Source organism: Tautonia sp. JC769 (genome assembly GCF_040717455.1).
In the GTDB taxonomy this organism is placed as follows: Bacteria; Planctomycetota; Planctomycetia; order Isosphaerales; family Isosphaeraceae; genus Tautonia.
In genome coordinates, this window is the sequence record NZ_JBFEFH010000008.1 from 197,847 (window position 1) to 212,351 (window position 14,505).

Genomic DNA, 14,505 nt, shown 5'->3' on the forward strand with positions numbered 1-14,505 from the left:
GCCGGTTCGTCTCCGATGGGACGAACCGGCGGGCGGTCGGGCCTCAGCCTCAGATGAACTCGTTGATCAGGTTTTCGAGCATCTCCTGCCGGCCGCTGACGTTCGGCGTCACATCCCCCTTGGGCAGGATGTAGGCCTCCAGGTCGCTGAAGGTGGCCCGGCCGGATTCGACCTTGCGGCCGAGCTCGCCGTCCCAGCTCGCGTAGCGATTGCGGACGAAGTCGGCCAGGCGGCCGTCCTCTCGAATCGTGTGGGCGATCTTCAGGCCGCGGGCGAAGGCGTCCATCCCGCCGATGTGGGCGTAGAACAGGTCGACCGGCTCGAAGCTCTCGCGGCGCACCTTGGCGTCGAAGTTGATCCCGCCGGTGGTCCAGCCGCCCATGTCCAGCACTTCGAGCATGCTGGTCGCCGTCAGATAGATGCTTGTCGGGAACTGGTCGGTGTCCCAGCCGAGCATCGGGTCGCCGGTGTTGGCGTCCATCGAGCCGAGCACCCCCGAGGCTGCCGCCATGCGCAGCTCGTGCTGCATCTCGTGGCCGGCGAGGGTGGCGTGGTTCGTTTCGAGGTTCAGCTTGAAGTGGCCGAGCAGGTCGTACGTGCGGAGGAAGTTCAGGCAGCTCTCGGTGTCGCTGTCATACTGGTGCTTGGTCGGCTCCATCGGCTTCGGCTCGATGTAGAACTGGCCGTCGAAGCCGATCGACTTCTTGTAATCGACGGCCATGTTGAGGAACCGGCCCAGGTGGTCCAGCTCGCGCTTCAGGTCGGTGTTCAGGAGCGTCGAGTACCCTTCGCGGCCCCCCCAGAACGTGTAGCCGAGGCCCCCCAGCTCCAGGGTCGTCTCCAGCATCTTCTTCACCTGGGCGCCGGCGAAGGCGAAGGCGTCGAAGTTCGGGCTGGTCGAGGCCCCGTGCATGTAGCGGGGGTTGGAGAAGAGGTTGGCCGTCCCCCAGAGCAAGCGGACTCCGGTACGCTGCTGTTCTTCCTTCAGGACCTTCGCCACGGCGTCGAGGTTTGCGTTCGACTCCTTCAGGGTCTTGCCTTCGGGGGCCACGTCTCGGTCGTGGAAGCAGTAGAAGGGGACGCCCAGCTTCTCCAGGAACTCGAAGGCCGCCCGGGCGCGTCGGGTGGCGTTCTCGACGGTCGGGGTGCCGTCGTCCCAGGGCCGCTGGGCGGTCCCGGCGCCGAAGGGGTCGCTCAGCGGGTTGGTGAACGTGTGCCAGTAGGCGACCGAGAACCGCAGGTGGTCGCGCATCGACTTGCCGCCGACCAGCTCATCGGGGTTGTAGTGCTTGAATTCCAGGGGGTTCTTCGAATTGGGGCCGCCGTAGGTGATCTTCGGAACGTCTGGGAAAAACTCGGACATCTCAAGGGCCTCGCGCCGCGGAGGGAGAAGGGTGGCGTTGAATCGCCCGGGACGCCCCGAATCAACCAGGCTGCGCCCGGAGAGGGACATGAGTGTAAAGGGGCGCTCACGGCTCGGACAAGTCCCCGCCCGGCCCAACCCGCCGATGCGAGGCGCGGGCCATCGCGGCGGCCCTCGGGGCCGGTCGCGACCGCGGCGTCATCCCGGGTGGACGATCGGCCGGCGGACGCCGGTCCGTGCCGGCCGGGCGTCGCGCGGATCGGGCGGAACCCGTGTCGTTCGCCGCGCCGAGCCCGACTCGGCCCGCGGGCGACCCGGATCTTCTTCCGGCATCGGCCTGCTCGCCGTTGTGGAATCCCTCCCGATCGTCCTATGATTGACCGGAGAGCGCATCTTCTCTCCGGGTCGGATCGACCGGCCCTCCCCATCGCTGCCGGGGAGCCTGGGGCGGCCTTCGGCTTCACCGATCTTGCATCGACGACGCCCTCGAGACCGCACGATGACGACAACCGAACCAAGGAACGCCGCCCGACCTCGCCGCACCCCGCTCCGAGGCGTCCTGGCGGCGTTCGTCCTTGTGATCTGTGGCGCCGGCCAGGCCGAGGCCCAGTGGGGGTTCGGACCCTTCGGCGGGTTCGGCTGGGGATTCGCCCATCCGTACACCCCGCCCTCGGTCAACATGCTGAATCAGCGGGCCAACGTGCGTGCAGGCATGGATCAGGAGGCGCTCAATCGCACCAGCCTCTCGACCCCCGATCGGTTCGATTACCGCCGGCAGCAGGTCTCGATGCAACAGCGATACGACGTCTCCTCGACCCGGGGGATGGAAGTCGCCCGGGCCGGACGCGGCACGCCGATCCCGGGGAGTCGCCCGAGCGCCAACGGACGGCCCGGCCCTCCTCCGATCGATCAGCCGGCGGCCGTCGCGCGGCCGATCCTCGAGATCACCAGCTTCGTCAACCAGCAGGACCAACTCGTCTGGCCCTCCGATGCCCCCGTCTCGGGCGACCTGATCACCAAACGCGACGAGGCCGACGACGCCATCCATGAGGTCGTCCTCGAATACCGGGCCATGGACGGCGCCCGGATCAACACGGTGGCGACGGCCCGCGAGGCCCTGATCGGGTACGGACAGCCGGCGCTCCAGTACCTCCGGGAGAACTCGACCGCCCGCGTGGCCGATACCTTCCACCTGTTCCTGCTCTCGCTCTACGACTCGCTCGCCCAGGCCGCCGAACGAGGCGTCAACGCGCAGGACCGCTGAGGACCGGCATCTGGGCACCCCCAGGCCCCCCTCCCTGGCCGTGCGTTTCTCGGGGCCGTGGAGGGAGGCGTCATTCAGGCGGGGGTTCCGAGATCATCGCGCGGCGCACAGCCCGGAACCGGCCCGGGCTGCGATCGCGTCGGTCCAATGGGGTTGATCACTGCGACCCGCCCAGGACCTTCTCGACCTCCTCGGAGAAGCTCGACCGGTTCAGGTCGAGCGCGGAGATGCGACCCTCCGCGTCGATCAGCACATTGGCCGGAATCTCACTCACGACGTAAGCCTGGGCGATATCCTTCTCGCCGGGGATGTTGATCAGGTTCGGCCAGCCGATGTTGTAATCGAGGACGTAGCGGCGGACCTCGGGGATCACCTCCTCGACCGGCTGGCCGCCGTTGGCCAGGGCATCGAGGTTCACCCCCACGATCTGCAGGCCCCTCGCGCGGTACTCGCTGTACGCCTCCTTCATCCAGGCGACCTGCTCGGCGTTCGGCCGGTACCAGGTGGCCCAGAAGACGAGCAAGATGGGCTTGCCCTCGAAGTCCTCCAGCCGCACGAGGCGCCCGTCGACATCGCTCCCCTGGAAGCTCGGCGCGGGCCGGCCGATCATGTCGAGCTGCTGGATCCGGTTCGAGAGGTAGTCGAGGATCGCCGGCTCGTTGCCCTCCTGGGCGCTCTGCTGGACCATCTCGAACGCCTTCCGGGCGATTTCATAGGCCCCGGCCTGCACCAGTCGCTGGTAGTAGGCGTCGAGCAACGACAGTCGCGCGGCGACCGGCAGGGCGACCCGGGCGAGGTCGGCCTCATCCGCATCCTTCCCCGCCTCGACGGCGCCGAGCAGACTTTCGAGCGACTTCTCGAAGTCGCCCCGGTCGGCCTCGGCCATGATGTTGATGACCTCGGCCAGGTAGCGCACCACGGCCGTCGGAGGCTGGCCCGAGAGGAGCCGCTCGGCCACCGGCTCGGCGTCCTGATAGAGGCCGGCCCCCAGGGCGTCTCGGAAATAGGTTTCGTAGATCGGCCCGGCCTTCTCCGGCGCGGTTTGCTCCGCCAGGGCGGCGAGTTGCTCCAGCCGCTCCCGTTCCAGCTCGCGGTACTTCCGATTGAACTCGGCGTTGATGGCCTCGATCGGGTCGGTCTCCGCCGGCTCCGATTGCTGCGACCATCCCGCGGCGGGAGCCAGCAAAACCAGGGTCACGGCGAGCCGTCGGGCCGGGGCGAGTAGAGAGTGAATCATGGCGGGGTCGGGGCTCCTTTGCGGCTCCTCGTCGCGATTCGATCCGCGCCGATCGCGCGATCGAACGGTCCGCGGACGACAGTTCGTCCGGTTCACCAATCGCATCCGAATCGATCATGCCAGGAAGTCGCACAGATGCCTAGGGCCGAGCCGGTCGGCCTCGCCGGCCCGATGTCCCGACGAAACGCGTCCGCGCGCCCTTCACGACGGGTCGAGCGATCGACTAAGATGGTCTAGCTCACAGGAGAGCGCCCGAGGGGCGGAAGGAGCCCCCCGATCGGTCCGACGCCCGCCCGCCGACCGACCAACCCACCCCCCGACCCCGACCTGACAGCCCGGCCGAACATGACGCGACGCACCCGAGGACGAGAAATCGCGCTTCAGGTCCTCTATCAACTCGACCACAACCCCGACCTCGGCCCCGAGGTGATCCAGGAGTTCGTGGAGCGACGCCTCCACGACCCCGCCCTCCGGTCGTACGCCGATGCCCTCATCGAAGGCGTCCGGTCCCGCCAGGCCCACCTCGACGCGCTGATCGGCCGCGTCGCCGAGAACTGGTCGGTCGAACGGATGGCGGCGATCGACCGCAACGTGCTCCGCCTGGGGGCCTTCGAGATGCTCTACCGCACCGAGGTCCCGGTCAAGGTGGTCATCAACGAGGCGCTCGAACTGGCCAAGCGCTACAGCACCTCGCAGTCGAGCCGCTTCGTCAACGGCATCCTCGACCGCCTCCAGCCCGCCGCCGCCGAATCCCGCGGGGGCACCCCCTCCCCGGCCGAGACCCCCGACGCATCGACCCCCGACGAGGACGATTCCACCGGCGGTTCCGATGCAACCGATGGCGTCTCGGAACCGTCATGAGCCGCCGCAGGCCCCGTCCCCGGGCGGTCCGCCGGACCCATCGCGGGGCCGACCTCCATGTCCACACGACCCACTCCGACGGCTCGTGCACCCCGGGAGACGTCGTCCGGGCCGCCGCGACGGTCGGGCTGTCGGCCCTGTCCATCACGGATCACGACACGCTCTCGGCCTTCGCCGTCGCCCGGCCCGAGGCCCAGCGCCTCGGCATCGAGCTGATCCCCGGCATCGAGCTGAGCGCCTCCGACGGCACCCGAGAGGTCCACATCCTCGGCCACTTCATCGACCCGGACGATCCCGACCTCCGGGCCACGGCCGACGCCCTGCGACATGATCGCCAAACACGCCTCGATCGGATGATCGATCGCCTCGCGGAGTGCGGCCTGCGGGTCGATTCCGAGTCGCTCAGGCGTTCCTACCCCCGGGCCGCCCTCGGCCGCAAGCATCTGGCCGATTACCTCGTCCGGACGGGCCAGGTCGCCACCCATCGCCTGGTCTTTGCCCGCTACCTTGGCGACGACGGCCCGGCCATGGTCCCCAAGCGCGGCCCATCGGTGGCCGAGGCCATCCTGCTCATCAGGCGGGCCGGCGGCGTTGCGGGCCTGCCCCACCCGCCTTATGATCTGACGATGGAGCGGCTTGCGTCCTATCGCGAGGCCGGGCTCGCCGCCCTGGAGGTCGACGGCCCCGGCGTCGACAACCGCCGCTCGCGTCGCTGGCGCGCGATCGCCGACCGCTTCGACCTCGTCCCGATCGCCGGCACCGACTTCCACGCCCCCGACCGCGCCGGGCGCTGGGTCGGGGCCATCGCGACCCCGACGGACGACCTCGACCGGCTTCGCCAGCGGGCGGGCCACCCGTGACGATCCGCGTGCCCTTCGCCCGTCCCGACGTTCGGAGAGACCTCACCATGCCGACCGACCCGATCCTCGATCGCATCCGAGTCGTCCGGGGTGACATCACCACGCTCGAGGTCGATGCCATCGTCAATGCCGCCAAGGAGAGCCTGCTCGGCGGCGGCGGGGTCGACGGGGCGATCCATCGCGCCGCCGGACCCGAGCTGCTGGCCGAATGCCGAGCCCTCGGCGGCTGCCCGACCGGCCAGGCCCGCATGACCCGGGGCTACCGGCTCCCGGCCGGTCACGTCATCCACACCGTCGGCCCGGTGTATCACGGGGGCGATCACGGAGAAGCCGCCCTGCTCCGCTCCTGCTACGTCGAATCGCTGACCCTGGCGCATCAGCACGGCGTCGAGTCGATCGCCTTCCCGTGCATCTCGACCGGCGCATTCGGCTACCCGAAGGCCGAGGCCGCGACGATCGCCGTCGACGCCGTCCGCCTCTGGCTCCACGTGCACGACGCGCCCCGCCAGGTCATTTTCTGCGTCTTCGGCGACGACGACCTCGCCCTCTACCGGGCGGAATTGGGCCTCGACGGTAACGGCCCGGCGACTTCGGAGCCGATTCGCGTACAATAAAATCGAGCATCGGCTCGTATCGCACGGTCGGGGAGTATGACGACACCACGACCGGACCTTCCCCTCGACCCTCGACCGACGATCATGGCCTTCACAGATCTGCTCTCTCGCTTCAAAAAAGGGCTGGCCCGCACCGCCAAGCTGTTCGACGTCCGCTCCTGGTTCGGCCGCAAGGTCGATCAGGACTTCCTCGACGAGCTGGAAGCCAAGCTCATCCGGGCCGACGTCGGCGTCAAGGCGACCGAGATCCTCATCGATCGCGTCCGCGAGGCCTTCGCCGACAAGACGGCCGACGAGGATCTGCTCAGCTTCCTCAAGGCCGAGATGAAGACCCTGCTCCAGGACCCGAAGGCCGGCGACTTGAACCGGGCCGCCGCCAACCCGACCGTGATCCTCGTCGCCGGCGTCAACGGCTCGGGCAAGACGACCTCGATCGCCAAGCTCTCGCAGTATTTGAAGGATCAGGGGCATTCGATCGTCCTGGCCGCCTGCGACACCTTCCGCGCCGCCGCGGCCGACCAACTCGCCATCTGGGCCGATCGCGCCGGGGCCGAACTCGTCCGCGGCAACCCGGGGGCCGACCCCGCCAGCGTCGCCCACGACGCCTGCGACCGCGCCCTCGCCCGCAAGACCGACTTCCTCATCGTCGACACCGCCGGCCGCCTGCACACCCAGACCCACCTGATGCGCGAGCTGGAGAAGGTCCGCGGCATCATCGCCCGCAAGATCTCCGGCGCCCCTCACGAGGCCCTGCTCGTGCTCGACGCCACCAACGGCCAGAACGCCCTGCAGCAGGCCAAGATGTTCACCCAGTCGATCGACTGCTCCGGCGTGATCCTCACCAAGCTCGACGGCACCGCCAAGGGGGGCATCGTCGTCGCCGTCCGCCAGCAGACGGGATTGCCGGTCAAGTTCGTCGGCGTCGGCGAGGGGATCGACGACCTGCAGCCGTTCGACCCCGACGCCTTCGTCGAGTCTCTCTTCTCCTGATCGCCCGATCATCCCGACCGGGTCGTCATCGGGCCGAGGCCCGCGTCCGCCCGCGACGCACCATCAGGACGAGCCCGAGCACGCCCAGCGTCACCACGGTCGTCGGCTCGGGGATGACCGTGGGGATCGAGCCGACCGGCGCCGGGGCGTCCATCGAGCCGGGCGTCAGGAGGAACGACTGGGGGCCCAGGAGCTCGTCGTAACCACGGCCGACGATCTGGCCCAGGTCGTTGATATCGTCGAAATAGGCCCACTTGATGTCGAACTCCGGGGGGAGGAGATCATCCAGGAGCTGGAACGACCCGTCGGAGGAGAGGAACCAGACATTTTCTCCGTCGTCGTTCAACCCGTGGCCGAGGATCGTCCCGCTCGCATTGATCGCCCTGGCGTAGGTCCCCCGCACGCCCGGCCCATTCAGGGCGGTCATCGTGCCGTCCTGCCAGAGGAAGGCATGAATCTCGCCCTCGGCGTCCTGCGCCTGGCCGACGACCTGGCCCGCATTGTTGATGTCGGAGGCATTGGCATATTCCCCCCCCAAGGTCCCGAGGTCGATCTCCTGGCCGTCTTCCCAGAGTACGGCATGAGATCGCGTCCACGGTGCCCTCGGATCCGTCCCCAGGCTACTCGCGTGGCCGACGACCTGGCCCCGGTCGTTGATCGCGGAGGGCCAGCCGTAGCGGAGCTGGGGGGAGTCGGCGAGCGGTCGGAGCTGGCCGTCGGACCAGAGGCTCGTCTGGTAATCGCCGCCAGGGAAGGAATAGCCGGCGATCGTCCCCGAATCGTTGATGGCCCTGCCGTAGAAGCGGTCGAAGGGGTTCTGCTGGCTCTGGGGCCTGATTCCCCGGGCCTCGACCCCGTCCCAGAAGAGGGTCTCAGACTCGTTCGGATCGAAGATGGTGTTGCTGTTGTGGATGACCGCCTGACCCCGGTCGTTCAATGCCATCCCTTCCGTGCCGGCACTCTTAGGGCCGAGGATGGCCTCGACCGTCCCCGCCCGCTCTCCATAGCTATGATAAATGGCCGCGAAGGAGTTCCAACCCGCGTTGTTGGCCGTCGGGCCCGATCCGATGACCTGGCCCAGGTTGTTGAGCCCGCTCGCGCGGAACGGCCCGAGCCGGGTCAGGTGGTAGGGGGGCGTGTCGATCTCCGAGGCGTCGGCCGCCGGGATCGGCGACCAGCATGCTCCCATCGACACGACCGAGACGAACAGCAAGGGGCGGAGGATCGATCGGGCGTCCATGGTCCGTGGCCTTCCGTGGCAGGGGTGGATTGAGACGACCTCATCCAAGCATAACGGCAAGAATCGAGGAAGCCCGAATTCCCGGCCCGCGATTCCCCTCCGCTCCTCGTCCTGCGACCTGCCCGGCCGTGCAGGTTCGCCGCCCAGGGCATTCGCGACCGCGCCGGCGATTGCGGACCCGGGTCGGACCCCGCTATAATCTGAAGGCGTTAGGCTCAACCTTCGTTCAACACGCGTCCCGAGCCGGAGCGAACCAGACGCATGGAACCGACCACGTCCGGCCCCTTGAATCTCCTCCAGGACTGGTTCCTGGCCGATCCGCTCCGTGGCCTGGCCGCATTGGCCTGCGTGATCGCCCTGGCCACCACGCCGATCGCCTTCGCCCTGCTCGGCCGCACCGAGTACCTCCACACCCGCAGGGGCCGCGTCTACCGCAAGCCCGAGTGGTGGTCGGTCGTCTGCGGCATGGCCCTGGTCATGGGAGTCCCGGGCATCATCCTCGTCCTGCTCGTCAAGAGCCAGTATTTCGACGAGGACCGCTATGCCTTCGACCCGAACCGCACCTGGTCGGTCGCGGACCAAGGACGCCAGTTCCGCAACGCCGAGGAGCTGGCCGCCGCGGCCGAGCAGGAGTATGAACGGCTCCAGGACGAGCGTCGGCTCATCAGCGACGGCATCAAGGCGCTCGACCAGGCGATGATCACCCTCCGCTCCGCCGCCGCCGTCTCGCCGCCGACGGCCGAGGCCATGCCCAACGTCCTCGAACAACTGGCGACGATCCGGAAGGCCGTCGGGGTCGACGCCCCCCAGCAATTGCTCGACGAGACCGCCCCGCCCATCGACCTCGCCCGCTCCGGCGCCCCGAGCTTCCCCTATCCCTTCATGATGCCCCCCGGGGCCGACTGGGGGAGCATGACCTCCGGTGCTCCTGCTGCTGACGAATCGCCCGGTCTCCGCCTGACACCGCCCGGCCCCGGCCTGACCCCGGCCGAGCGTGACGCCGAACTCGCCCAGGTGGCCGACGAGCAGCGGTCGCTCGCCGCCCTGCTCCCCCTGAGCGACCTGCCCGAAGGCTGGGAGATCGGCGACTCGGGCGGCCGGGCCCTCGAAAGCTTCAACGCCGGCAACCTCTACGAGAAGATCGACGGCCGCGCCGAGAGCTTCGTGCAGTACGACGTGGTCGGCATGGCCTACACCTTCTATCACCCCGATGGCAACCCCGCCAACGAGGTGCAGCTCTACATCTTCGAGATGGGCAGCCCCCTGAACGCCCTCGGCAAGTACGGCACCGAGAAGCCCGAGGAGGCCGAATCATTGCAACTCGGCAGCGCCGGCTACGCCTCCGGGGCCAGCGTCTTCTTCCACGCGAAGTCGTACTACGTCCAGGTCGTGCCGACCTCCGAGTCCGACGAGTTCCGCGACTTTGCCCTCGCGATCGCCCGGCGCATCTCCAACGACATCCTCCCCGGCTCGGCCCCGGAACCCGAGTCCGAGGGCGACACCGCGATCGCCTCGGCCGACGCCTCCAAGGGGATGGCCGACGGCGAGGCCCCCGCCCCCTCCGAGGCCGAGGCCGAAACCGAGCAGGCCGACCCCACCGCCCTGTTCGCCCTCCTGCCCGACGGACCCGGCCGCACCAACGAGCAGTATCTCGCGCAGGATGCCTTCGGCTACGCCTTCCTCTCGGATGTCTTCATGGCCGCCTACGCCGAGGCCGATCTCACCTGGCAGGCCTTCATCCGGCCCTACGCCACCCCCGAGCGGGCCCAGGAGATTTTCGAGCTCTATCGGGCCGACGCCGAGTCGTTCGACGCCAAGATTACCGAGGTCGAGACCGAGGCGGCCGACGCCATGTTCATCGCCGAGAATTTCGGCCTGATCGAGGTCATCTTCCGCAAGGGCAACGCCGTCGGCGGCCTGAACGACTCCACCGACCTCGACGCCGCCCAGGCGTTCATCGACCGCTTCGCCGCGTCGCTCCCCGAGTCGGTCCCGCACTTCGACGACGGCGAATAATCTCGATGGGAGGTTGTTCCAACTGGACAACCCCCGCGCCGCGTCCCCTCGTGTCCTCGCCGGACCTCCCGCCGCCTCCGACCCCGAACTGAACCGAGGCCATCGCCATGGGCGAGAAGCTGACCCGGACCCAGCAGAAGAACCTGGAGCGGCTCGGAGGGGTCAACCCCGCCGAAGCCCCCATCCCCCGACGCCAGTTCCTCACCCAGGTCGGCGTCGGCGCGGCCGCCGTCGGCGCGGCCGCCGGGGTCGGCGTAGCGATCACCGACCCCTGGGGGATGAAGGGGGTCGAGCCGCCCCCTCCGGTGCGGTTGAAGGACTACTCGGTCGCGCTCGCCCCCAGCCGGCCGAGCCTCGTCGTCGTCCGCGCGACCCCCCCCGACCGCTCGGCCTTCGAATCGCCCGACGCCGAATACGCCGCCCGGGAGGAGCAGGCCCTCACCATGGTCCGCTCGGCCATGGAGGAAATGGGCGGCGTCGAGCAGTTCATCCAGAAGGGGGACGTGGTCGTCATCAAGCCCAACGTCGCCTTCGACAAGAACCCCGACCTGGGGGCCACCAGCCAGCCCGATACGGTCTCGGCCGTCGTCAAGCTCTGCTTCGCGGCCGGCGCGCGCAAGGTCATCGTCTGCGACAACCCGATCAACAACCCCGAGAGCTGCTTCTTCAAGACCCGCGTCGGCGACGCCGCCCAGCGCGCCGGGGCCACCCTGATGCTGCCGAAGTCCAGCTACTTCGAGCCGCTCTACGTCGGCGGCGAGACGATCAAGGACACCTGGAGCATGTTCTACGCCCCCTTCAAGGAGGCGACGAAGGTCATCGGCATCAGCCCGGTCAAGGATCACAACCTCTGCAAGGCGACCATCTGCCTGAAGAACTGGTACGGCCTGCTCGGCAACCCCCGCAACCAGTTCCACCAGGACATCCACGGCATCATCTCCGACTTCGCCAAGATGATCCGCCCGACCCTCGTCATCGCCGACGGCCGCAAGCTCCTCATGCGCAACGGCCCGACCGGCGGCAGCCTCAACGACGTGAAGCAGTCCGACGCCATCGTCGTCGGCACCGACCACGTGGCCGTCGACAGCTGGTGCGTCTCCAAGCTCCTGGAGAAGCGTCGGCACGAGATCCTCTACCTCGACAAGGCCATCGACCGCGGCCTCGCCTCCGACTGGCGTCCCCAGTGGACCCGGGAAATCACCGTCGCCTGAGGCCAAGCTTGCCATGAGCGGCAACGTCACCTTGCGGGATGATCTGCGAAGCTCGATAAAGATTCGCTTCCGGCCTGGTTTGCGCCTCTCCGACGAGGCGTTCTGGCGCCTCTGCCGGGCAAACCCTAACCTGCGTCTGGAGCGGTCCGCGGCGGGGGAGTTGATCATCGTGTCACCTTCGGGCGCCGATTCTGACCGCCGCAACCTCGGCATTGCGGCTCAACTCTGGAACTGGAACCAGGCGAACGGCTTGCCCGGGGTTGCATTCGGTCCCTCCGCGGGCTTCACCTTGCCGAACACGGCGGTCCGAGGACCCGACGCCGCCTGGATTTCCCGCGATCGCTGGGAATCGCTCTCCGAGGATGACCGCGCCCGTTTCACCCACATCTGCCCCGAGTTCGTCGTTGAAGTCAGATCCCCGAGCGATCGCAAGGGGGAACTTCGGGCGAAGATGCGCGAGTATCTCGCCAATGGCGCCCGGCTCGGCTGGCTGATCGACCCCACGATCAAGGCCAGGACCGTCGAGATTTACCGCCCTGACCTCTCCGTCGAAGTGCTCAAGCGCCCCGACACACTCTCAGGGGAAGATGTCCTCCTCGGGTTCGTGCTCGACCTCAGGGGGATCCTCTTTGATTGATCGGCTGGGTCGGATTCTCGGGAATCGTGTTCAACAATTCCCCCCGTTGCTGATAGACTCGTTGAAAACTCTCGCACTCATCCGCGAATCATCCCCCCGGGCTCGACGGCCCCTGTTCGGAGGAACCGATGGTCAAGATCCGTCGCGCCTACGAGGCGCTCGCCCTCGGACTCTTCCTGTTCTTCTTGCTGATCACGGACCTGCGGTTCCTCAAGGGGTGGCCGGTCTCGTGGTTCCTGGAGGCGTCTCCGCTGGTGGCGGTGGCCACGGCCTTGACGACGCACACGATCTACCGGAACCTCTTCTGGGGCCTCGTGATCCTCGGCATCACGATGATGCTCGGCCGGGTCTGGTGCAACTGGATGTGCCCCTTCGGCATCCTGCACCACCTGTTCGGCAACATCGGCAACCGCCGCAACACGAAGCAGATGATCGAGGTCAACCGCTACCGCCGCATCTACGCCCTGAAGTACTACATCCTCGCGGCGATGCTCGCCATGGCCGCCCTCTGGATCGTCCCCGCTATTTACAACGCGCCCGGCAAGATCGCCGAGGCGTACGATGAGGCCGCGCTCGCCCGGGTGGCCGAGGGCGGATCGGTCACGACCTTCAACCAGGCGTTTGGAGTGGCCTCCTGGATGATCGGCCTGGGCCTGGTCGCACTGGGCGGATATGCCGTCCTGCGGGTTCTGGGGATCTTCGGCCCGACCCGACTGGCCCGCGTGCCGGTTTCGGGGGCCTTGCTCGGGGTGATCGTGCTGGGGCTTGGCATCGGCATCATGCGGGCCGGGGTCCCCGAGACCCTCTCGGCCGTGGGAGACGGCCTCGGCCGATCGGCCGAGGCCTCGCGACGGGGCAACTCGACGCTCCAGATCGGCCTGCTCGACCCGATCGCCCTGACCGTCCGGTCGATGACGACCAGCGTCCTCCCCTCGGTCGACAAGGCCACCGAAGGGGTCTACACCGAGACCCGCGAATACTGGTTCGCCTGGGTCGTCGGCCTGATCTTCCTCGGCTTCCTCGTCGCCAACTGGTTCATCCCGCGCTTCTTCTGCCGGGCGGTCTGCCCGCTCGGGGCCTTGCTCGGCGTCTTCAGCCGCTTCTCGCTCTGGCGGATCGACCGCGACCCGGTCCGCTGCACCGACTGCGACCTCTGCCTCAAGAGCTGCGAAGGGGCCTCCGACCCCCACACCGACCTGCGCAAGTCCGAGTGCTTCGTCTGCTTCAACTGCATCGAGGACTGCCCGCACGACGCGCTCCAGTTCCGCTTCCTCCCGCGCAAGGCGAGTGAAGTCACCGGCCCTGCCCTCAATCGCCGCACCCTGATGCTGGCCGGCGTCTTCGGCGTCCTCTTCTTCCCGATGGCCCGGCTCTCGGGCGGCGTGAAGAAGAACTTCGACCGCCGCGTGATCCGCCCCCCCGGCTCGGTCGCCGAGGACGAGTTCCTCCGCCGCTGCATCAAGTGTGACCAGTGCATCCGGGTCTGCCCGACCAACGTCCTGCAACCGGCCCTGTTCGAGGCACAGATCGAGGGGCTCTGGACCCCGATCATGATCTCCAAGATGGGCTGGTGCGAGCTGAACTGCACCCTCTGCAGCCAGGTCTGCCCGACCGGCGCCATCCGCGAGATCTCGATCGCCGAGAAGCTCGGCGTCGGCCCGTTCGAGGCCCAGGGGCCGATCAAGACCGGCACCGCCTTCTACAACCGCGGTCGCTGCCTCCCCTGGGCGATGGACACCGAGTGCGTCGTCTGCGAGGAGGTCTGCCCGACCAGCCCGAAGGCCATCTTCACCCGCAACGTCGAGGTCACCGACCGCTGGGGCGGCACCCTCGAACTCAAGCGCCCCTTCATCGACCCCGAGAAGTGCATCGGCTGCGGCATCTGCGAGCACGAGTGCCCCGTCAAGGACGATCCCGCCGTCTACGTCACCGCCATCGGCGAGACGCGCGACAAGGAACGCTCCCTGCTCCTCTCGCTCGTCGAAGACCCGAGCCTCGCCGATCAGCTCCTGGCCTGAGCCGGGCCTGTCCCGCCGATCACCACCCGCTCGACGGCGTCCTCAACCCTGGCATGGCGAACCGCCCTGTCAGTATTCGTATACGCTATCTGGCAGTGGCTCCCGTCATGGTCTTCATCCACTGGGTGGCCCGGACAACTTTGTTGTCCGGGTCGCGCAGCGACGAGAGGCTTGTGGTCCGAGCAGACAATCGT

At 68.1% G+C, this 14,505-nt stretch carries 12 protein-coding genes; 9 read left to right on the forward strand and 3 right to left on the reverse strand.

Features of this window, described 5'->3' with window-relative positions; genetic code table 11:
• Positions 1 to 49: 49 nt before the first annotated feature.
• Positions 50 to 1,363, reverse strand: a complete 1,314-nt coding sequence (xylA, locus tag AB1L88_RS10970; protein ID WP_367096696.1) for a xylose isomerase — start codon at positions 1,361 to 1,363, stop codon at positions 50 to 52.
• A gap of 499 nt (positions 1,364 to 1,862) precedes the next feature.
• On the opposite strand from xylA, the gene AB1L88_RS10975 reads away from it, so the two are divergent.
• Positions 1,863 to 2,627, forward strand: coding sequence for a hypothetical protein (locus AB1L88_RS10975; RefSeq protein WP_367096697.1), 765 nt, complete (start codon positions 1,863 to 1,865; stop codon positions 2,625 to 2,627).
• Positions 2,628 to 2,784: 157 nt separating this feature from the next.
• Here the strand turns inward: AB1L88_RS10975 and AB1L88_RS10980 are convergent, their stop codons facing one another.
• Positions 2,785 to 3,864, reverse strand: coding sequence for a TlpA disulfide reductase family protein (locus tag AB1L88_RS10980; RefSeq protein ID WP_367096698.1), 1,080 nt, complete (start codon positions 3,862 to 3,864; stop codon positions 2,785 to 2,787).
• Between the two features lie 345 nt (positions 3,865 to 4,209).
• On the opposite strand from AB1L88_RS10980, the gene nusB reads away from it, so the two are divergent.
• The 4 genes from nusB to ftsY all read left to right on the forward strand — a co-directional run bounded on the left by nusB (position 4,210) and on the right by ftsY (position 7,189).
• Positions 4,210 to 4,725: a transcription antitermination factor NusB gene (gene nusB / locus AB1L88_RS10985; RefSeq protein WP_367096699.1), complete on the forward strand. Its 516-nt coding sequence runs from the start codon at positions 4,210 to 4,212 to the stop codon at positions 4,723 to 4,725.
• A complete protein-coding gene (locus AB1L88_RS10990; protein WP_367096700.1) occupies positions 4,722 to 5,585 on the forward strand; it encodes a PHP domain-containing protein in 864 nt (287 codons plus the stop codon). The genes nusB and AB1L88_RS10990 overlap by 4 nt, the downstream gene beginning before the upstream one ends.
• A 47-nt stretch (positions 5,586 to 5,632) precedes the next feature.
• Positions 5,633 to 6,199, forward strand: a complete 567-nt coding sequence (locus tag AB1L88_RS10995) for an O-acetyl-ADP-ribose deacetylase (protein ID WP_367096701.1) — start codon at positions 5,633 to 5,635, stop codon at positions 6,197 to 6,199.
• Positions 6,200 to 6,283: 84 nt separating this feature from the next.
• Positions 6,284 to 7,189 (forward strand): signal recognition particle-docking protein FtsY, encoded by a 906-nt coding sequence (gene ftsY, locus AB1L88_RS11000; RefSeq protein WP_367096702.1) that lies wholly within the window; start codon positions 6,284 to 6,286, stop codon positions 7,187 to 7,189.
• Positions 7,190 to 7,214: 25 nt separating this feature from the next.
• Here the strand turns inward: ftsY and AB1L88_RS11005 are convergent, their stop codons facing one another.
• Positions 7,215 to 8,429, reverse strand: a complete 1,215-nt coding sequence (locus tag AB1L88_RS11005; RefSeq protein ID WP_367096703.1) for a hypothetical protein — start codon at positions 8,427 to 8,429, stop codon at positions 7,215 to 7,217.
• A gap of 261 nt (positions 8,430 to 8,690) precedes the next feature.
• Between AB1L88_RS11005 and AB1L88_RS11010 the strand changes: the two genes are divergently transcribed.
• From AB1L88_RS11010 to AB1L88_RS11025, 4 genes are all read left to right on the forward strand, one after another.
• Positions 8,691 to 10,445, forward strand: a complete 1,755-nt coding sequence (locus tag AB1L88_RS11010; protein WP_367096704.1) for a DUF6599 family protein — start codon at positions 8,691 to 8,693, stop codon at positions 10,443 to 10,445.
• Between the two features lie 107 nt (positions 10,446 to 10,552).
• Positions 10,553 to 11,656 carry a DUF362 domain-containing protein gene (locus AB1L88_RS11015; protein ID WP_367096705.1) on the forward strand — a complete coding sequence of 368 codons (1,104 nt, stop codon included), beginning with the start codon at positions 10,553 to 10,555 and terminating at the stop codon, positions 11,654 to 11,656.
• A 13-nt stretch (positions 11,657 to 11,669) separates the two neighbouring features.
• Positions 11,670 to 12,293, forward strand: coding sequence for a Uma2 family endonuclease (locus tag AB1L88_RS11020; RefSeq protein ID WP_367096706.1), 624 nt, complete (start codon positions 11,670 to 11,672; stop codon positions 12,291 to 12,293).
• Positions 12,294 to 12,421: 128 nt separating this feature from the next.
• Positions 12,422 to 14,311: a 4Fe-4S dicluster domain-containing protein gene (locus AB1L88_RS11025; protein WP_367096707.1), complete on the forward strand. Its 1,890-nt coding sequence runs from the start codon at positions 12,422 to 12,424 to the stop codon at positions 14,309 to 14,311.
• Positions 14,312 to 14,505: the final 194 nt, after the last annotated feature.